This is a genomic window from Qipengyuania atrilutea (assembly GCF_013370205.1).
Classification (GTDB): Bacteria; Pseudomonadota; Alphaproteobacteria; order Sphingomonadales; family Sphingomonadaceae; genus Actirhodobacter; species Actirhodobacter atriluteus.
In genome coordinates this window covers 487474-505082 of sequence record NZ_JABWGV010000002.1, presented here as the reverse complement: position 1 = coordinate 505082, position 17609 = coordinate 487474, and the positions used below count along the sequence as shown (strand labels likewise).

General features: G+C 57.6%; 27 protein-coding genes and 2 pseudogenes. 15 read left to right on the top strand and 14 right to left on the bottom strand.

From position 1 onward, the window contains the following. Positions 1 to 96: 96 nt before the first annotated feature. The 3 genes from yidD to rpmH form a co-directional block, all read right to left on the bottom strand. Entirely contained in the window at positions 97 to 306 is a 210-nt protein-coding gene (gene yidD, locus HUV48_RS07450; RefSeq protein WP_176267149.1) for a membrane protein insertion efficiency factor YidD, read from the bottom strand. Beyond that, on the bottom strand, positions 303 to 707 hold the full coding sequence (gene rnpA, locus HUV48_RS07445; RefSeq protein WP_176267148.1) for a ribonuclease P protein component: 405 nt from the start codon (positions 705 to 707) through the stop codon (positions 303 to 305). Before rnpA ends, yidD begins: the two co-directional genes overlap by 4 nt. A 129-nt stretch (positions 708 to 836) precedes the next feature. Next, positions 837 to 971: a 50S ribosomal protein L34 gene (rpmH, locus tag HUV48_RS07440; protein ID WP_034955521.1), complete on the bottom strand. Its 135-nt coding sequence runs from the start codon at positions 969 to 971 to the stop codon at positions 837 to 839. Positions 972 to 1220: 249 nt separating this feature from the next. Between rpmH and HUV48_RS07435 the strand changes: the two are divergent. After that, positions 1221 to 2234, top strand: a pseudogene (locus HUV48_RS07435) (YifB family Mg chelatase-like AAA ATPase); the annotation flags it as partial. A gap of 55 nt (positions 2235 to 2289) precedes the next feature. Continuing rightward, positions 2290 to 3876, top strand: a complete 1587-nt coding sequence (locus tag HUV48_RS07430) for a recombinase family protein (RefSeq protein WP_176267147.1) — start codon at positions 2290 to 2292, stop codon at positions 3874 to 3876. A 55-nt stretch (positions 3877 to 3931) separates the two neighbouring features. Here the strand turns inward: HUV48_RS07430 and HUV48_RS07425 are convergent, their stop codons facing one another. Together HUV48_RS07425 and HUV48_RS07420 are read right to left on the bottom strand one after the other, a co-directional pair. Next, the gene (locus HUV48_RS07425; RefSeq protein ID WP_176267146.1) at positions 3932 to 4123 is read right to left on the bottom strand and encodes a hypothetical protein; all 192 of its coding nucleotides are present in this window, start codon (positions 4121 to 4123) and stop codon (positions 3932 to 3934) included. 14 nt (positions 4124 to 4137) lie between these two features. Beyond that, entirely contained in the window at positions 4138 to 4314 is a 177-nt protein-coding gene (locus HUV48_RS07420; RefSeq protein WP_176267145.1) for a hypothetical protein, read from the bottom strand. Between the two features lie 173 nt (positions 4315 to 4487). On the opposite strand from HUV48_RS07420, the gene HUV48_RS07415 reads away from it, so the two are divergent. Then, complete coding sequence (locus HUV48_RS07415; protein ID WP_176267144.1) at positions 4488 to 4820, top strand: hypothetical protein; 333 nt, start codon at positions 4488 to 4490, stop codon at positions 4818 to 4820. Beyond that, entirely contained in the window at positions 4820 to 5179 is a 360-nt protein-coding gene (locus tag HUV48_RS07410) for a DUF2958 domain-containing protein (protein WP_176267143.1), read from the top strand. The genes HUV48_RS07415 and HUV48_RS07410 overlap by 1 nt, the downstream gene beginning before the upstream one ends. A 108-nt stretch (positions 5180 to 5287) precedes the next feature. On the opposite strand, the gene HUV48_RS07405 is transcribed toward HUV48_RS07410, so the two are convergent. The 3 genes from HUV48_RS07405 to HUV48_RS07395 form a co-directional block, all read right to left on the bottom strand. Then, complete coding sequence (locus tag HUV48_RS07405; protein WP_176267142.1) at positions 5288 to 5905, bottom strand: hypothetical protein; 618 nt, start codon at positions 5903 to 5905, stop codon at positions 5288 to 5290. Positions 5906 to 5967: 62 nt separating this feature from the next. After that, entirely contained in the window at positions 5968 to 6462 is a 495-nt protein-coding gene (locus HUV48_RS07400) for a hypothetical protein (RefSeq protein WP_176267141.1), read from the bottom strand. A gap of 118 nt (positions 6463 to 6580) precedes the next feature. Next, entirely contained in the window at positions 6581 to 7000 is a 420-nt protein-coding gene (locus HUV48_RS07395; RefSeq protein ID WP_176267140.1) for a hypothetical protein, read from the bottom strand. Between the two features lie 251 nt (positions 7001 to 7251). Between HUV48_RS07395 and HUV48_RS07390 the strand changes: the two genes are divergently transcribed. Together HUV48_RS07390 and HUV48_RS07385 are read left to right on the top strand one after the other, a co-directional pair. Then, the gene (locus tag HUV48_RS07390; RefSeq protein ID WP_176267139.1) at positions 7252 to 7476 is read left to right on the top strand and encodes a hypothetical protein; all 225 of its coding nucleotides are present in this window, start codon (positions 7252 to 7254) and stop codon (positions 7474 to 7476) included. Between the two features lie 33 nt (positions 7477 to 7509). After that, positions 7510 to 7746, top strand: coding sequence for a hypothetical protein (locus HUV48_RS07385; RefSeq protein WP_176267138.1), 237 nt, complete (start codon positions 7510 to 7512; stop codon positions 7744 to 7746). A gap of 301 nt (positions 7747 to 8047) precedes the next feature. Here HUV48_RS07385 and HUV48_RS07380 read toward each other — a convergent pair whose 3' ends face one another. Continuing rightward, positions 8048 to 8269 carry a hypothetical protein gene (locus HUV48_RS07380; RefSeq protein WP_176267137.1) on the bottom strand — a complete coding sequence of 74 codons (222 nt, stop codon included), beginning with the start codon at positions 8267 to 8269 and terminating at the stop codon, positions 8048 to 8050. A gap of 55 nt (positions 8270 to 8324) precedes the next feature. Between HUV48_RS07380 and HUV48_RS07375 the strand changes: the two genes are divergently transcribed. The 4 genes from HUV48_RS07375 to HUV48_RS07360 all read left to right on the top strand — a co-directional run bounded on the left by HUV48_RS07375 (position 8325) and on the right by HUV48_RS07360 (position 10729). Continuing rightward, the gene (locus HUV48_RS07375) at positions 8325 to 9359 is read left to right on the top strand and encodes a DUF4238 domain-containing protein (RefSeq protein ID WP_176267136.1); all 1035 of its coding nucleotides are present in this window, start codon (positions 8325 to 8327) and stop codon (positions 9357 to 9359) included. Between the two features lie 24 nt (positions 9360 to 9383). Then, positions 9384 to 9767: a hypothetical protein gene (locus HUV48_RS07370; RefSeq protein ID WP_176267135.1), complete on the top strand. Its 384-nt coding sequence runs from the start codon at positions 9384 to 9386 to the stop codon at positions 9765 to 9767. After that, positions 9758 to 10126, top strand: coding sequence for an HNH endonuclease (locus tag HUV48_RS07365; protein WP_176267134.1), 369 nt, complete (start codon positions 9758 to 9760; stop codon positions 10124 to 10126). Before HUV48_RS07370 ends, HUV48_RS07365 begins: the two co-directional genes overlap by 10 nt. Positions 10127 to 10288: 162 nt before the next feature. Next, a complete protein-coding gene (locus HUV48_RS07360; protein WP_176267133.1) occupies positions 10289 to 10729 on the top strand; it encodes a P27 family phage terminase small subunit in 441 nt (146 codons plus the stop codon). A 103-nt stretch (positions 10730 to 10832) separates the two neighbouring features. Here the strand turns inward: HUV48_RS07360 and HUV48_RS07355 are convergent, their stop codons facing one another. After that, positions 10833 to 11549, bottom strand: coding sequence for a DUF3800 domain-containing protein (locus HUV48_RS07355; RefSeq protein ID WP_176267132.1), 717 nt, complete (start codon positions 11547 to 11549; stop codon positions 10833 to 10835). A gap of 132 nt (positions 11550 to 11681) precedes the next feature. Next, complete coding sequence (locus tag HUV48_RS07350; RefSeq protein ID WP_176267131.1) at positions 11682 to 12308, bottom strand: hypothetical protein; 627 nt, start codon at positions 12306 to 12308, stop codon at positions 11682 to 11684. 583 nt (positions 12309 to 12891) lie between these two features. On the opposite strand from HUV48_RS07350, the gene HUV48_RS07345 reads away from it, so the two are divergent. The 5 genes and pseudogenes from HUV48_RS07345 (at position 12892) to HUV48_RS07325 (ending at position 16036) form a co-directional block, all read left to right on the top strand. Then, the gene (locus HUV48_RS07345) at positions 12892 to 13437 is read left to right on the top strand and encodes a terminase large subunit domain-containing protein (protein WP_176267130.1); all 546 of its coding nucleotides are present in this window, start codon (positions 12892 to 12894) and stop codon (positions 13435 to 13437) included. 68 nt (positions 13438 to 13505) lie between these two features. Then, positions 13506 to 14180: a hypothetical protein gene (locus HUV48_RS07340; RefSeq protein ID WP_176267129.1), complete on the top strand. Its 675-nt coding sequence runs from the start codon at positions 13506 to 13508 to the stop codon at positions 14178 to 14180. 206 nt (positions 14181 to 14386) lie between these two features. Next, positions 14387 to 14578 (top strand): DUF6771 family protein, encoded by a 192-nt coding sequence (locus tag HUV48_RS07335; RefSeq protein WP_176267128.1) that lies wholly within the window; start codon positions 14387 to 14389, stop codon positions 14576 to 14578. Between the two features lie 471 nt (positions 14579 to 15049). Then, a pseudogene (locus HUV48_RS07330) lies at positions 15050 to 15550 on the top strand (magnesium chelatase subunit ChlI family protein); the annotation flags it as partial. Between the two features lie 57 nt (positions 15551 to 15607). Further along, the gene (locus HUV48_RS07325) at positions 15608 to 16036 is read left to right on the top strand and encodes a hypothetical protein (protein ID WP_176267127.1); all 429 of its coding nucleotides are present in this window, start codon (positions 15608 to 15610) and stop codon (positions 16034 to 16036) included. A gap of 25 nt (positions 16037 to 16061) precedes the next feature. Here HUV48_RS07325 and HUV48_RS14220 read toward each other — a convergent pair whose 3' ends face one another. The 3 genes from HUV48_RS14220 to HUV48_RS07310 form a co-directional block, all read right to left on the bottom strand. Beyond that, a complete protein-coding gene (locus HUV48_RS14220) occupies positions 16062 to 16256 on the bottom strand; it encodes a hypothetical protein (protein WP_318656065.1) in 195 nt (64 codons plus the stop codon). 131 nt (positions 16257 to 16387) lie between these two features. Next, entirely contained in the window at positions 16388 to 16876 is a 489-nt protein-coding gene (locus HUV48_RS07315) for a winged helix-turn-helix transcriptional regulator (RefSeq protein WP_176267126.1), read from the bottom strand. A gap of 55 nt (positions 16877 to 16931) precedes the next feature. Then, positions 16932 to 17552: an HAD-IA family hydrolase gene (locus HUV48_RS07310; RefSeq protein ID WP_176267125.1), complete on the bottom strand. Its 621-nt coding sequence runs from the start codon at positions 17550 to 17552 to the stop codon at positions 16932 to 16934. Positions 17553 to 17609: the final 57 nt, after the last annotated feature.

The window sequence follows — 17609 nt, the reverse complement described above, 5'->3', positions numbered from 1 at the left end:
GCGGGCCTAAACATACCGCCCGCCGTCAGCCCATCCGGCCAATCCACCGGATGTAGGCCGAGCAGCTGTATTATCAACCTAAAACACTTTGGCCCGTCACGGCACCGGATCATGCCCGTGGCCGCCCCAAGGGTGGCAGCGCATTATACGCTTAAGCGCCAGCCATCCACCCTTGATCGCCCCAAATTTTTGCACCGCTTCGATCGCGTAGGCGGAGCAGGTAGGCTGGAACCGGCAGGTCGGGGGCAGCAGGCGGCTCGGCCCCCATTGCCACGCCCGAGCAACCGCGATGAGCACATGTTTCATTTGCGCTGGAATTCCCGCGGTTTGCGCCCGCGATTGCCGTGGCGCCGCGGCGGATCCGCTTCGCCTTTCGCCAGCTTTTCGAGCGCGCGGGCAAGTTCCGCGCGCATCGCTGCGAAGTCCCGCTCGACCCCGCCATCGCGCCCTATCAACACGTAATCGTGGTCCGGTAGGCCGCCCAGTGGCAGTTCGGCGCGCAGCAGTTCGCGAAAACGGCGCTTCATCCGGTTGCGGACGACGGCATTGCCGATCTTCTTCGTCACCGTGATGCCGTAGCGCTTACCCTTCCCGTCGTTCGGATGGGCGAGCACGATGAAGCCGGGCCGCGCAACCCGCTTACCGCGATTGGCGCGCAGGAAATCGGCACGCTTGCGGATGACGGAAGGAGTAGGTTCGCTTGGCATAATGCGCGGGCAACCTAGCGGCGGAGCGTGGTCATGAAAACGCAAACGGGCCCCGAACGGGACCCGCCTGAATGCACGATTGAACGCGGCCGCACGGCCGTCAGACCGCGCGCGTTGCGCAAATGGATGTTACGCGCAGAGCTTCTTGCGGCCACGCTTGCGGCGTGCGCGCAGAACCTTGCGGCCACCCGGCGTCGCCTTGCGGGCGAAGAAACCGTGACGGCGGGCGCGAACCAGATTGCTCGGCTGAAAAGTCCGCTTCATGAGAAGTATCCTTACCTAAACTGCTTGACCGATGCCGCATCGAACGCGGACGAGCCAAATAAAAAGGGCCGCGCTCGCGAAAGGCGGCCACCCGATTTCTGCCGCGCGCTTACCCACCGGGCCTCACCAAGTCAAGCGATTCGCGAATTTCCGCGGCCGACTGTGTTCGATCCGTTTACCACACAGTATCACTTTGTTTCTATGGCTTTGCGCCTGTCATGGGAGCCGGCCCGCCCGGCGGGGGAAACATTGGTCGCAACTGTCAAAACCGCCGCTTACCTGGGCCTAGAAGCGCGCACCGTCGAGGTGCAGTGCCAAGTCGCGCCCGGCCTGCCGAAATTCAGCGTCGTCGGTTTGCCCGACAAGGCGGTGGGCGAAAGCCGCGAGCGCGTGCAGGCGGCGCTATCCGCCATGGGCCTCGCCCTTCCGCCCAAGCGCATCACCATCAACCTCTCACCGGCGGACCTGCCCAAGGAAGGTTCGCACTACGACCTTCCAATCGCGCTCGCGCTGCTGGCGGCAATGGGCGTGGTCGATGCCGAGCAGATGAACGACTGGCTGGTCGTCGGCGAACTCTCGCTCGACGCACGGATTGCCGCCTCGCCCGGCGTGCTCCTCGCCGGAATGCACGCCGCCGGGCTCGAAGTCGGGCTGATCTGTCCCGCGGCGCAAGGCTCCGAAGCGAAGTGGGCGCAGGGCGTGCCGGTCATCGCTGCACCCGACTTGCCCGCGCTGCTATCGCATCTGAAGGGCGCGAACCGGCTTCCCGAACCGCAGGTCGGCGCGGTCGAGGAACCTTCGCACGGTCCCGATCTCAAGCAAGTGAAGGGACAGGAAAGCGCCAAGCGCGCGCTCGAAATCGCCGCTGCTGGAAACCACAATTTGCTGATGATCGGTCCGCCCGGAGCGGGCAAGAGCCTCCTCGCCTCGTGCCTGCCCGGCATCCTGCCGCCGCTATCCAGCGCCGAAGCGCTCGAGATTTCGATGGTCCATTCGGTCAGCGGCCTGCTCGAAGAAGGCCGCATCAGCCGTGCCCGCCCCTTTCGCGCGCCGCACCACAGCGCCAGCATGGCGGCCCTGACCGGCGGCGGGCTGAAGGTGAAACCGGGCGAAGTCAGCCTCGCGCACCTGGGAGTCTTGTTTCTCGACGAATTGCCCGAGTTCCAGCGCCCGGCGCTCGACAGCCTGCGCCAGCCGCTCGAAGCCGGAAAAGTCGATGTCGCCCGCGCCAACGCCCACGTCAGCTATCCGGCGCGTGTCCAATATGCTATGCACGTAGGATAAAACTGGAGCGCACCCCGCGCCCGGAGAACTGCCCGTGCAAACCAGTGTAATTTATGCCCGCTTCTCCACCTCGGAGCAAAGCAAAGGCTACAGCCTAGAACGTCAGAAAACCCTCGGAACCAGCTTTGCGGAAGAACAAGGCTGGCAGGTCGAAAACGTCATCACAGATGAAGGTCGTTCAGCCTTTCATGGCGCGAACAGGCTTGAAGGATCGGCGCTCCACACTTTTGAGATTGAAGCGAGAAATGGCCTCCACGATGGCAAAGTCCTGGTGGTCGAGAATATCGACCGATTGAGCCGCCAGGGCGCGAAGGCCGCGGCTCAGCTGATCTGGGCCTTGAATGAAAACGGCGTCAGCGTTGCAACCTACCACGACCAGCATATCTACTCTGCTGATCGCGATGGCGACATGATGGACCTCTTCAAGCTGATCCTGCTGGCGCAGCAGAGCCACGAGGAAAGCGCGAAGAAGAGCCGACGCACCGCCGACAGCTGGGCTGCGAGGTTCGCCGCTATCAGCGATGGGAAGAAGGTCGCCGTTCCTCACCTTCCTCATTGGATTGATCGAGAAGGCGACGAGCTGGTCCTGAACCCGCATCGCACGGCAGTCCTGAACGAGATTTTCGACCTCTATATTGATGGCTGCGGCATCCACCTCATTACAACGAAGTTGAACGATCGCGCAGAGCCGACCTGGATGCCAGCCTCACATAAGCGGCAAAACAATGGGTGGTTCTACAGCTACGTCTATCGGCTGCTCACCAAGCGGGCCGTGCTAGGTGAATACGTCACGCGGGAAGGTGTAACCCTAGCCTCGGACTTCTTCCCTCAGGCAATCAGCGCGGAAAAGTGGAACCGGGTTCAGGCAACGCTGGCCATGCGGAAAGGCAATCAAAGGCGGTCGCGCAATCAGAACCGCAATCTCTTGGCACAGATGGTCGTTTGTTCGCAGTGTGGCGGAGGCGCTCACTTTGAACACACCACGGACAGCGTCCAGCGATACACCAAGACCAACGGCGAGGTCGTCAATTACAAGCGCAAGACCTATCGGCGGCTTCGTTGTGATCGAGCGCGCCGCCGCTTTGAATGCGACAACAATGAAGTCCTAAATTACGATTTCGTGGAGGACACGATCCTTCAAGAAATGCTGCCTCGTCTCGCAGGTGATAAAAGCCGCTCTGATCCCCTAGCCCCGTTGAAGCGCGAAGCGGCCGAGTTGCAGCGGCTCCAGCTAGTCGATGAACAAACCACGGCCAATCTGGTCGATGCCCTTGCTGCCGGTCCCAGCAATGCAATCAACGCTCGCCTTCGCGCGATCGAGAAACAGATGGAGCAGCGCAGCGGTCAGATCGAACAGCTGGAGCGCGAGATAGCGCAACAGGACGCTCAGCCTTCCAAAAGCGTGGACGCTGACGAGGTTCGGGCTTTGGAAGATGAACTGACCAGCGAGGATGACGCTACCAGGATCGCAGCGCGTGGTCGGGTGAACATGGCGTTGCGGCGCTTGATCGACCGCATCCTTATTCACCCAAACGGGACCTTCGAGGTTCAGCCCGACGAGTATGGCAGCTGGACCTTCGACAAAGATGGCACGCTCTTAGAAGGAGCCTATATGCCCTGATGCGTATGTTTCGGCATGGTCGGTATTGTGGCGGTGCTTGCCGTAGTTTACAATTTCACCAGCGCCGCAAAAAAGAAACCAGAAATAAATCCGGGCGGTCAGGAGAAATGAGATGATTGCTTGGATTAAAAGCTGGTTCAAATCGGACGATCGTGAGGTTCAAACCTGCATTCATTGTGGCGAGCCGCAGATAAAATGGGCTTACACCGACAATGCTGGTTTCCAGTCCTACTGCCGCAACGGACATAGCTGGTAGGCCTCTCAGCGGGGCAGTTCCAGAACTTCCTGATTAGCTTCGATGCGGAAGCAATCCTGTGTCCTCGTCACGAACAGTGCCATGCCATCAAACTGGCAACCAAACTCGTCGTCCTCGAACCGCTCATCAAAGTCGAAAGTGGTTTCGGCGAATTCTGCGAGTGCTTCAAAGTCGATCTGCATGGCCTATTCCTTGTTGTCCATGCCAGAACATCAAGACATCACCTGAACCAGTTTCCTACTCCTGATTTGGCAACTCGTCGCATTCTAGGCGACCAGAATAATCACCAGAAATCAGGTGACTTCTTGGGCTGGCGATGTCGTGGCTGACCTGTGGCAAAAACAGGAGATGCCACATGCAAAATGATACCTACCAACCCGCCAGTCTGGAGACAGCAGCCTGTCTATGGGAGGCGGTGCTAGAATTGATGCGCGGGAATACCGGGCAAAAGGGCTTGAGAGCCCAAGTAGATCGATGCCGCGAGAACCTAGGCACCAGTCACCTGCGCTTGACCGTTCTCGGCTGGGTAGACGCAGCCGATGCCGATTGGGTGACTGTCAAAGAGGAGTGTTGGGATCGCCCCTACGATTGGGAATGGATCCCCGAATGGATTGCCAACAATGTGGATTGGTCAGGTGCCAGTCCTGAGCTTCGTTCGCCCCGCGTCGTGCCTGGAGAGAACGGATAATGGACCTTGTAGCACTACTAGGGGTGGAAGCCCTCCAGCAGCTTCACGCGAACGGCAAGGAGCAGGATAAGGTCAAAGGGACCGAGGAGGAACAGGACTTTGTGCCGGTCGCCAAACTCTTCCTTCCATGGACGAGCGGCACTTGGCTGCTAACCGAGATTGACGATGATGGTCTAGCGTTTGGCCTTGCCGATCTTGGCTTTGGAACGCCTGAAATGGGCTACATCAGCCTGGACGAGATATGGGAAGTCCGAGGCCCGGGAGGCCTTAGAGTTGAGCGTGACATACATTGGAAGGGGAGCAAGACGCTTTCCGAGTATGCCACGGAGAGCCGACAACTGGGCTTTATCAAAGCATAAATAGGACGTTCCGGGGAATTCAGTCTTCGCCCCCGAACGCTTCAGAGAGGGAAAGCCCTGGGTATCATAGTGGCCCAGGGCTTTCTTAGTCTTAGGCCCCCGCTGCCCCTACTTTCCTCCGAACGCGAGTTTGAAAAGCGTCATCGTTGCATCGTCGAAGATGGACAACTCTACAAACGCGCGAGATTGAGGCCCTAGATAGCTGTTGTAGAAAAACGGTCTGCGACCCCAATACCGCTTATCGCCAGTGGCATAAAGATCCCACGTTCTTGCTCCTATGCGGGCATCATGATTGGCAAGCCATTGACCCCAATCCTCGCGGACAACCCCATCCATGAGTATGCGATATATCTCGTCTGTATATGATGGATCGAGAGTGTGGAACGCACCATTGCTCTGTGCAGGCAGATCGTGGTCTGCCATCTCAGCCATTCGCGCTTTGATTTTCTCAATCCACCCAGAGCTGCCGGGATAGAACTGCGGCGTTATAGCCATCTGAACGTGATGGTGCGCTTCCATGTGAACCGTTACTGGCCAGTCGTCAGGCTCGACTTCCCCCTCCTCGAACTTGCCGAGATACCGGAACAAGGGCTTTCGCACGAGAGACCTATCAAAGGTCGGCGTGCTCTCGCCTGGGTCATAGTCAAACGGTTCGTTCTTGAACGCAGGTCGTTTTGGTTTTGATGCCGCTGCGCCAGCCGAAGCCGACTTTGCTTTTGCGACCATAGAAGCTGTTTCCTTGGACTAAGCCTGGGAGATGAAAAGCTGATTGCCAGGGCTTTCTTGTGTCAGCCTTCCTGCTCAGCCTTGTAAGCCAGACCGCGCTTGATCCGCTCGCCACTGCTATAGGTGGACCAGTTGGGATCGGTGAACTTGGGATGGTTGGGGTCTTTGCTCGCCCCGGTCGTGCCGCGAGCGCGCTTTGCGTTGCTTTGCGGAGTGGCATCGCCTTCGACCGCATCCTGGATTTCATCGTCTAGCTTGCCCTCCGTGACAGCCTTTTCCAGCTTGTCGAGGAAGTCACCAAACCGCTCTGCGGGGACATAGTTGGTTGTCTTGCCTGCGATCATCACAGGGCTACCAGATAGAACGGGCGAGAAGCTAATGGCGTCATTATTGCCCACGCGCCACATCAGCTTACCACGAGTTTGGCCTTTGCCATGCTGCTCGCGCACCTTCTTAATCAGGCTCACCATGCGCTTGCGATGCTTCTCAGGCTTATAGACCGGAGCGTCGAAGCCATCTTCAAGATCGTCATCAATGAGATCGGTAAAGTCTGCCATAGTGTCCTCCATCAAACTGGAAGCCCGTTAGGCGCAGCTAGTTACCAGGAAGTCAACAGCAGATAGAAAAGGGGGCCGCACAGTGGCGGCCCCGGTGGGGTGGAGTAAGGGAAGCGGACTAGGCTTTTGCCTTGTCCTTTCCAGCTGCCCTGGTCGCCCGCAGCTTGGCCACGCGAGCCTGCTTCTTCTCGTCCAGTGCGGCCAGCTGGGAATCCATCTCCCCGGCGACCACCTTGTCCTTGAGAAAGTCCAGTGCCTCGACAAAGTGGGCCTTGGGCACCTGCATTTCGCGAACATCGGCCTTCACGCCATCCTGCTCATACTGCCCAAGAACCAGTGCAGTGTTGGACACGCGGAGCGTGAACAGCACGTTGTCGCCATCGACCTTGAAGGTGGGCTTTCCATCGTCTTCAGGGTTGTTGAAGAGGTGCTTTTGCTTGTCGATGTTCGCGACCAGCACCTCCTTGGCCGACCGTGCATTGCTGGTGTTGCCCTGTTTTTCGGCGGGGACGAGCATGTTGGGGTTGAACTTAGCCATCTTGTATTTCCTTCGATCTAAATCGTTGCGCTATTGCTCCGACTCCCATGTTCAAGCGTCGCCTGAAGGACAGGACAACGCCTAAGGAGAACACTGGTGAGATTTCTGGAAACGAGCAGTTTGCTATCGCAGATGAGCAACGGTTCGGACTCCTAAAGAGACCAGCGCAATCTCCACTAGTAAGGACCACTCAACGGCTACACGAGAGGACCAGCGCAGTTAGCGATGCGCGGCCTACAAAGAGGACCAAGATGTCAGGAAACGTCATTCCCTTCCCCAAGCGCCCAGCCGATCAAGCAAGCCTGCGAGGTATCGGCAAAGCAATCGAGCAAGCTATCCCTCTGCCACCCCGCGATCCTGAGTTGGCCCTACTTGCTGAAATGTGCGCCCAGCTGCTCGACACTTACAGCGATGGGCTTTGCGGCAGCTTCCTCGACCGCTTGGACGCATGGGAGCGCGCCAACGCCACGGGATAACTAGACGGGTCAGCCTACGAGGAGGCCCGTATCATGCAACCTACGACCGCGACGGATCGCCCGTTGCTCTACAAGGCACGTTTCGCCGCGCCGAACATGTCAGAAAAGCGGGCGACCGAATTCCTGATGCTACCTGACCGGATCGCGCAATGGCTGGCAGCGAATGGTCGAGCGAACCATTACGTCGCCACCTACGCCAATGCCGATCATCTCGTTGTCGTCCTGTCAAACCGTACGACAGCCGTTCTATTGAAGCTGGCCTTGATCTAATCACCGCGCTTTCCACAAGGCTATCCACTGCAACACCCTTGCCATCTGTTCTCTTCCTGTTCCACATACGCGGGATGGGAAGCAAACGCCTCGATAGCCTCAGCGACTACGTAGGTCAGGGCCTCAATATACGGGTGGAATGTGCCTGCGGGAGAGTGGCCATCCTACCGGCGCGGCAGACATGGGATGCCTTAGCCCAGCGCGGGATCGGACATCAGATCGAAAAGCTGGAAACCCGACTGCGCTGCCTGAAATGCCGGAGGCGAGGACATTGCCGGGTTGGGCCTACAGGAACGCAGGTTTAGACAGGCCAGCCATTAACGGGAATGCCTGCCTTCAAGTCGGCCTTCATAGCCTTCTGGGCCTGCTCAATGGTCAAGGTCAGAATATACTTGCCCCGCTTCTTCTTGGGTTGCCTAGCCGCAACGCTGCGATCCAGCTGACAGACCTCCTTGAGCTGCGCCAAACTGGCTCCTTGGGCCTTCAATTCCTCATAGCGGGCAATGCGTTCTTCGTTGGTCACGAGATAGTTATCCCCCGCGCTATGCAGGAAATTGGCCCTCCGCTATTCTAAAGCCATGAAACAGCAAGGCGCGCAGAACCAACACTACGTAAGCAAATTCATGCTCCGCAATTTCTTGACCGACACGGACAAGGAACAAGTCAGCGTTATCGACAAGCTATCTGGCAAGACCTTCTCGCCAAACATACACGGCGTAATGAGTGAGCGCCGGTTCAACGAGTTTGTGATTGATGACGATCACGTAGCCAGCTTTGAACCAGCCGTTTGCCGGATCGAGGAGCAAGTCCTCCCAACCTATAGAGATGTTGTCGAGAACCGCAGGCTTCGAGGAACAATGGAAGAGCGGATCAACCTCGCATTCTTTATGGCGTTTCAACTCACGCGTACAAAGGGGCAACGGGAGACGTTCAAGCAATTGGATGCCATGGTCCGAACCAAGTTCGAGAAGATGGGTCACGATGTAACAGATGAACTACCGGAGAACACCGACGAGGAATTGAAGGTGCGACACGCTGATTTCATGCGAAGGAGCCTTAAGGATTTCACCGCAATACTAAGTCAGAAGACCTTTCTTCTCGCAGCAGCCGCGCCCAACAGGTCTTTCTATCTCGGTGATAACCCCATCGTTCTAAACAAGACGAAGGCTAAAAGCGACGAAAATGATCTCTTCTGGGGGCTTGGTCTCGGTGTTCTCGGAGTTGAGGTTTATCTTCCACTGTCCAAGGACCTCCTCCTTTGCGCCTGGTGCCCATCAATCCGAGCCGACTTGGAGGCTCACTATCAAAAACTCCGAAACGAGTTCGATCAGATGGTCGTCGCAGAGATGCTGAAGGGCGGGATCGATATTGGTGGGGTGGCGGCTCTCAGGCAGAAGTGGGAAGCACAGGAAAATCACCCTAAACGCATTCTTGACGCGATGGATCAGGGTATCCCAATCCATAGCGAACCTACTAACATGGACCTTTACAACAGCCTCCAGATGTTCTCCGCCACTCGGTTCGTGATATGCCCTGATGGCGACTATCAACTAGCCCGGCAGTTCATAGACGAGAACCCCCATCATCAAGGGAGGCAGCTCCAATCCAACTGATATTCTGTTCCTCTAAATACCTGCATGAACACTACAGCAGGTATCACAATCGAGAACGTCCGCACTGTCCTCAACGAGGAACTAGTCCGCATTGAAGCTCTGGGCAATACCAAACGCCGTAAGAGCCGCAATGCCTTCAAGCAATCAGCTGATCGTTTCCGCAGGTTGTTCGCGATGCAGAACGGGGAAGCAAACATCCCCACGAGCAACCAGGCGCAAGAGTTTCTGATCTATAGCCTCGTGAACCTCCACGGTATCACTGACGCAGAACAAATGGACCGAGGACTGCAAGGGATCAGCCAGTCCCTTCTCGACTACTTCAATGGCTACAAGCAGGAGATAACTCGCCCCCTCCCTGGTCTACCAGGTGGCGATGCTATCAACGGCACAGCATCCCCATGCCTATAAGCAAAAGCAGACTGGCCCAGCTAAGAAGCGATGAGGCCAAATCCTACCACCACCTCTACAACAACCGACGCTGGCGCAAAGCACGACTGGAGCACCTGACCGCCCATCCCCTCTGCGTCATGTGCCAAGCACTCGACCGCATCAAGCCAGCCACAGTCGTGGATCACATCACTCCGCATCGAGGCAATACGGACCTATTCTGGGATTTCGAGAACTGGCAAAGCCTATGCGACAATTGCCACAGCGGGCACAAGCAACGTGACGAAGTACAGGGCTTCAGCAGCGCCTTCGACGCCCAAGGCTATCCCATAGACCCCAAGCATCCGGCGAACGCCTCTGGCCCCTCACAGAACATCTGAGGACTAAATAGAATGTGGGTTGGTCCTAACTATCAGGCTCCTTCACAGCCAACCCACACCCCAAGGGGAGGGGTAGTCCGATCGCTAGGTGGAGACACCTGTATAGCAGCGCCCCTAGCACTTTAGACAATCCTGCGAAATCCTCGCCTTTTTTCGAGAAACATGGGACGACAAGCCAAACCCTCCGCAATCAAGAAACTGGCCGGTAATCCTGGCAACAGACCGATCGTGAGCGAGCCGGAAGTGGCCGACCTCTATCTTGTCCTATCCGCGAACATCAGCGCAGCGGCGAAACCCATCTTCGTCCAGCTGTCGGGGGCAATGCCCACTGGCGTATTCAAGACCACTGACCAATATCTGCTTGCAGCATACGCGGAGCAAGTTGCTGCCCACGAGGAAGCTGTCAGGGAAATCACGAAAGGCGGCGCTGTCGTCATGGGATCCCAGGGCCAGCCGGTCGTCAGTCCTTGGGTAAAGATCAGGAATGAAGCTGCTGGCAAACTCGTGACCCTTGGTGCGCGACTAGGCCTTAGCCCTGTTGATCGCTCCAACCTAAAGAGCGACGATGCTGGTCAATCAAGCAATCCATTCCTTACTCGCTAGGTCGTGACCCGCCATTGACAAAACGCTCAATGCGGCCATGTTATGCTAACGACCGGCAGCGCAGCGGCGTAGCCCGTGCCAGCCCCCAGGGCGCCGGTCGTGTCTATCTGTACCAGCGCGCTTCCTGTGGCCAATCCTTGTACTTCGTTGGACCAAGCGATCGGCTATCACTTATTATCTCGGCTATCGCTTTCCGCCATCCACTGCTGTTATCGCCCCACATAAACTGGCTCGCGTAAAGATGAACATCCGCTAGCTGGATCATTCTGCTATGATGGGATTTGGCGAAGTGAACGGTATCGATCAAATTCCCAATACCTTTTCCCCGTGCCCAACGAGTACTTCCTTGTCGGAACTCCGAGAGGTTCGCGACCGATGTACCAATTGCAGGCTCGTCGTAATCTCCGAACAGCATACCGAGAGATGATTTGGCGCGGAGCAGCTCATCTGCCTTTTCGACAAAAAACATGAACGCAATATCCGCAGGTGAATCATTCGCGTGAGTGATGTTCTCCGGATTTACCTTGACACGGATCAGCATAACCTCCTCGCGAGCGACGATTGCAAGCAGGTCCTTTAATAATTCCAGTCGTTCACCAAAGTCTCGGCCTTTGAAGTTACCGTTTCCCCGGCAAAGCTCAATTCCGTGTATCTCGGTTTCCTTACTCAGCACCGCAGAACCAAACGCTCGCTCCGCGATTGCACTGATCTGAGCTTCGATCTCCGGCACCAGCTCATGCGGCACACATATGCCGCCCAGCCAATACGAAGTCTGTTTCGGCGGATCGAACTTCACTTCATCGTAGTAAATGAGATGCACGATAATACTCCGAGAGATTGAGCGGCTTCTCGACCTTCCGGTCACATACGTAGCGTGGACCGACAGGAAATTCCTCGGCCTACTACGTTTCTTTAGCCTCTAAAGAAATTCAGCTTTTTGTGCGAAGATGATCTAAGCGCTAGCCTTGTTAGTCGCAGAACGCTTGCTAGGACGCTTTATTTTTCGCCTCGCGGGCTTCTTTTCTTCCTCATCTTCCTGGTCGTCATCATCCGGGTCAACAAGGTCACCGGCGTCGTCAATATCGTCGAGATCAAAGGCTCCAATCTCGTTAGATCGGATAACCAACGCTCGATATTTGTCCTCTTGGACCAATCCCTTTAGATAGGCGCGCTTGATCACGTGATATGGATTGAAAAAGATAGCATAGGACATCTCGCCCAATGGCCCTGACTTCAAATCTATGAAGCCCAAATCAGCTAGGCGCTTTACCCGGTCCTTCCATGTGCGAACTGCCCGCTGGCCTGTGAAACCAGCATAGAAGGCCATCTCCTCCGGTCGGTTCAAGGTCAGGAATAACTCGTCGTAAAGGCGGCACCAAAGCTCGAGGTAGGTCTGGCCTACGGGGAATCCCTTGTTGGACAAGCCGTCCATGATATTCATGATGAGCGGCATTGTGCGCGGCAGGGTAGAAAACCCATCACGCTCGTTGCGATCCCAAAGCATTCTGTTTGTGACATCGGGCCATATCTTAGCCCTCGCGTCCAACTGCCGCTTTAGAATGCTTCGTGTTTTTGCCATCGTTGTAATCCTTAAGGGTGGGCCGGTTTTGGACGCCGGCCCGAAAGAGATCGAACCTGGCTTTGGACACCAGGAACGTGTATGTATTTCGGGGACGAGATTGGACCTCGCCCCCTTCGCTTCGCCGCCACGCCCGCCACCGCTGATCGGGTCGCTTTCGTGATCCACCTGGGTTTGGAAGCCAGGACACACGGGGACTAACGATGGAGCCTTATCTCACCTCACGCAAAAAAACTCAAGTGCATACGGCAGGCAATTTCAATCCAAGCAGCCTCCAAAATAGCGTATTCGGTCGCGGGAGTTACCTTTGATATGCGAACTCAGATACTGAGTTCGCATATTTCAAACTCCCACGGCTTCTAACATCCTATAGATATTGGTTTATTTCTCAATCCTTCGGTGATGCGGTGGAGTGGTGATGATGTGAAGAGGGTGATGCGGTGGAGCGGTGGGAGGGTATTGGGAAAGGGGGCACCCCCCATTCCCCTACCGCTAACCGACAGCCTTTCTCGCTACCCTACCTTTAAGCATCAGGCTCTTTAGTCCCTAAAGAAGGCGCCACAGGGCACGCGGTAAATACCGGGTGTCCACTGCCCAATCAGTAATTGAGTTCATTGCCAAGCTGCCGATCACAATCGGCGCCGACGCTGGCAAGCCATTCGTCGTTCGCGACTTCCAACAAGCCTTCATCCGCGACATCTATCGCGAGAACGAGGACGGAAGCCGACCCGTCCGAACGGGCATTCTCAGCGGTGCCAGGAAGATCGGCAAGTCCACGCTCGCCAGTGTTATCGCGCTCGCCCACACGATTGGACCTGTCGCTGAACTCAATGGCGAGGTCATCCTAGCGGCCAACACTCGCGAACAGGCGTCCATCGTCTTTAACGAGATTGCGCGCATGGTGCGAATGAACCCGTACCTGGCGCAGCTGATCGAAGTCGTACCCAGCACCAAGCGCGCATACGTCAAACGCTCAGACATTCCCGGCGCAGGCAGCGTCATCAAGGTAATTTCTGCCGACGCCCAGTCCCAGCCGAACCAGAACCCGAGGAGCCTATCGAAACCCAGCAAAACGAAGAGGGGCAATAAATATGAGCATGAACGAGACACGCTATTTTTCCGCCCCTGACCTGCAACTCCGTAACAAGGCTGGCGTCGGCAAGCAGGCATCCGGCTACCCCATTAGGAGACTGCAACATGACAACGACACTGACCCGCTTCAATCAACACCGGGACGGATATACTAAGCGAGACGAACACCAGATCGGACAAGGCCATAGTGGGGCTGACGACATCAACCTCCTCGTTCAGGACTTCAACGCCAGTAAGCGACCTGCAAAGGCTCTCAGCTTTGGCATCTATGAAGATGGGGAAATGAATGGAGCAACTTGGCGCAAGAGCAGCGCGATCATCTTGGATTATAGGATCGACGCTCGGCACCTAGTTGAAGAGGTGGCCCACATCTCGGCAGCGGCAGACAGGCTACAGGTTGGTTACTGGCTACTGGATTGCCAGGAACGATATGGACAACGAACCCTAGCGGTAATCATTCCACTCCACGAAACGGTGAGCAAGGATCGCTATGCGCGTCTTGTCTATGTCCTCCTGGAGGAAATGAAGGCTCACGGATGCCGCCGCTTCACCGCCAAGGGCACCAGCGCAATGACCCATCAGGTTCACCTCCATGCTGCCAGCGACTGCGCTTGGGTCGATGGTCCGGCGCTCAACGCTACCCAGAAGATCAAGGCGACCAAACACGCCGCTCAGAACTTCGAGCGCGACCGTTTCACGATTGGCGCACAAGCGGCAGCGGTGCAGCTGGAAAAGCCTCCTCTGACCGCATGTGACGATGGCCTGTTCGAGGGTCTTTGATGTCGGTGGAAGAGGAAATTGAAATCATTCGGCAGGACATCGTGGCGCTGCTCAGCCTCGATCCCCATCACTGGTTCGCGCAAATTCTAGGGCAGCGGTTAGCGGACCTATACGAACAGCTCTAACGGCATGGCCCACTCGTGGGGCCATCGCTTTCTGCGACAAGCCACTTGCCGTTCCCCATTCGTTCCGATTATCCTCGCGCCATGACCCAGCCCGATTCGACCGCTCTTGCACAAGCACTCCTCGCCGCACCTCAATGGGCGCTCAGCGGGCTTGCAAGCCCTTGGCAGGGCCTTCGTGAAGATGCTGCGCGCGAGGTAGCTGAAACCATTTTAGGCGTTTCTGGGGCATCTGAGGTCCTTCCTGATCCCCGGCAAATCACCCTCCCTTTGTAAGCTGTCCTCGGCCCGTGTTTTTCAAATAGGAAATCTGCTGACAAAGCACCTGATGGCCGAACCATCTAAAATGAAAAGGAACCGCCGCGTGAATGGACTTAGTCGAATAGCCTTCGCGCTCACGATAATGTCCTCCTGCGTAGCCCTTTTCGTTCCGCAGGCACGGGAGATTGCTATAATCTCCGGCGCGGTAGCCGCAGTCATTCTGTTTGTGACACGGGAGGTAGGCCATCTCCGCAATAAGCGTCTCAAAGCCTTGGTTGAGGAACTCGGCGGTTCAGTTGACGGCCTAGGCTTTCAGCTAGGGCGGAGCCATCCTTCTAAAAATACGGCTGCTGCAATCGCAGGCCAAGGCGAACTAGCCACGTGGTCATACGCGCAACTGATAGAGCGCTTGAAACAGGACGGCCATTTGGGCTGACCACCAAGGAAGCGAGGTCCGTAATTTAGTTTACGTGTAAAACAGGTTGCGTGCAGCTCGTCGCGGCGATGAACCCGTGCCGCTGCGGACATCTCGGCGATCCGGCGCTCGCCTGCAGCCGCGCGCCCAAATGCGCCGCCGATTACCAAAGCAAGGTGTCCGGCCCGCTGCTCGACCGAATCGACCTTCACGTCGAAGTCGACCCAGTCAGCGCCGCCGATCTCGCCAAGCCCTACCAGTCCGAACCCTCGGCCGCGGTGGCGGAGCGGGTCGCGAACGCGCGGGCGGTGCAGACCATGCGGCGCGAGGAAACGGGCGCGCGCACCAATGCCGAACTGAGCGGCGACGCGCTCGACACTTATGCGACGCCCGACGAAGCGGGTCAGAGGCTGCTGATCCAGGCGGCGGAAGCGATGCGCCTGTCCGCGCGCGGCTACACCCGCATGCTGAGGGTCGCGCGCACGATCGCGGACCTCGCCGGAGCAGAGCAGGTCGGCCGCATCCACATCGCCGAGGCGCTAAGCTACCGGCGGCAAGCGCCGCGGGGGTAAGGTCTGGAATTGGGGTGGAAAGCGGACATTCTGGCAACCTTCTTAAAGTATCCATCTATGATCGACACACGAACTTATCCGCGTATTGCTATACTGACCCTATCTTCCATTAAGCTGATATCAGCCGCGCCGACGAACGAAGTGCCTGGACGGGGCGTTCTATGCCTTGGGACCTTCATCTATTTTGTAGAGAAGACGGAGCAACAATGCCGCGCAGGCGAAGACCCAGAGTTTCAAGCGAGGATTGCAAGCTACTCTAAGAGGTTCGACGACTACATAGTCCGCAACACAGGCGGAGACCCAGCTGTCCTTGAGAAATTCAAGGAAGGTCAGAACCTTAACAGTGAGGACCGCCGTTATATCTGCGAAGGCGACGCTGCTGAGAGCTACGATGGTTTCAAGTCGGCAGACGCAGGTGAACTCGATAGGGCGGTCGATGCGCTTCTAGCCAAAAATGGCCCACCGAGTTTTGGTGATTGCGTCTAATCTGTCCATGTCCGCTTAGGGGTCGTTAGCCGTCATTCCCATAAGGCGTATTCTTGACCATCTTCCGGTTGTAGTCCGGAGCGCCGTCGTCCCACCAGACCGGACCGCGCTCGCCTAGCGCTACCTTCGCCGCGTGGACCCGCCCCCGCGCCTCCTTCATCGCCTCCGAGCCGTCTTCCGCATCGCGCACGGCGCGGCGCGCGCCCATCAATTCGTTCACCAGCCGTTGCCGCTCGTCTTCGGGAAGGTTCGGATTGCTCGCTCGCCATAAACGTCCGCGGACGATGATGTAGCGCCCGTCCGGAGTCCGTTCCTGTCCGCCGTCATCGCCGCTATCTCCCGAGATCGAGCCTACTCCGCCGCCTCGACCGCGGCATCGCTGTCCGCGACATCAGCGCTTCGCACCAGTTCGAGGTCGCGGATCGACAGCACCCGCCCGTCGTGCGACAGCATCGACACCGGCCCCACGGGCCGCCGGTCCTGCGTATCGACCAGCACCAGATCGACGTCGCGCTCCGGTCCGTATTTCTGGCCCCATTGCAGCAGTGCAAGCAGCGCGGGAAACAGGTCGCGGCCCTTTTCCGTCAGCCGGTATTCGACCCGGCGGCGATCGTTCGGACACGGACGCCGGTCGAGAATGCCGTGATCGACCAGCTTGCCGAGCCGGTTGGACAGGATGTTGCGGGCTATTCCGAGCTCGCTCAGGAAATCCTCGAAATGCTGGATGCCGTTGAAGCTGGCGCGCAGGATCATGAACGACCAGCGTTCGCCCATCACCTCCAGCGCTTCCGGCAGGCCGTGCGCGGTCAGCGCGCGCAGCGGTTCTCTTAGTTCACCCATGCTTCGTTTCTCCGCCGCGCATCCTAGCGGGATAGCGGTTCGCCGCAATAGGCGCTCAGATCAGACCGCGCGCCGCAAGGTCCCGTTCCAGAACGGCCGCCTCGGTGAAATGATGCGTCTGCCAGCCAAGCGCATCGGCGGCGGCGATGTTGGCCGCGTTGTCGTCGATGAACAGCATGGCCTCGACCGGATGGCCGAAGCGGCGCTGCGCCAGATCGAAGATCTCGCGGCCTGGCTTCACCAGCTTCTCGCGTCCCGACACGACGATGTCGCGGAAATGGCCCAGCACCGACATGGTCGGATGGAAACGCTCCCAGAACTCGGCGCCGAAATTGGTGATCGCGTAGAGCGGGACGTCGTTCGCAGCCAGCCGGTCGATCAGTTCGGGCGTGCCGGGTACGGGGCCGGGAATGGTGTCGAGAAAACGCGCGGCATAGGCCTCGATCAGATGGGCATCGTCCGGATATTGCGCCGAACGCTCCGCCACCATGTCGGCGAGCGGACGGCCCGCATCGTGCTGAAAATGCCATTCCTCGGTCACGACTTCGCCAAGGAAGCGGTCGAGCTTGTCCTCGTCGTCGATCAGCTTCGCGAACAGGTGGCGCAGGTCCCACTGGATGATCACGCGCCCCACGTCGAACACGACCGCTTCGACTTCGCCGCTTTGTTCCGTCATCGCTTTTCCCTCTTCAGACAAGCGAACGGCCCGCGCTCCGGTATGGGAGGCGGGCCG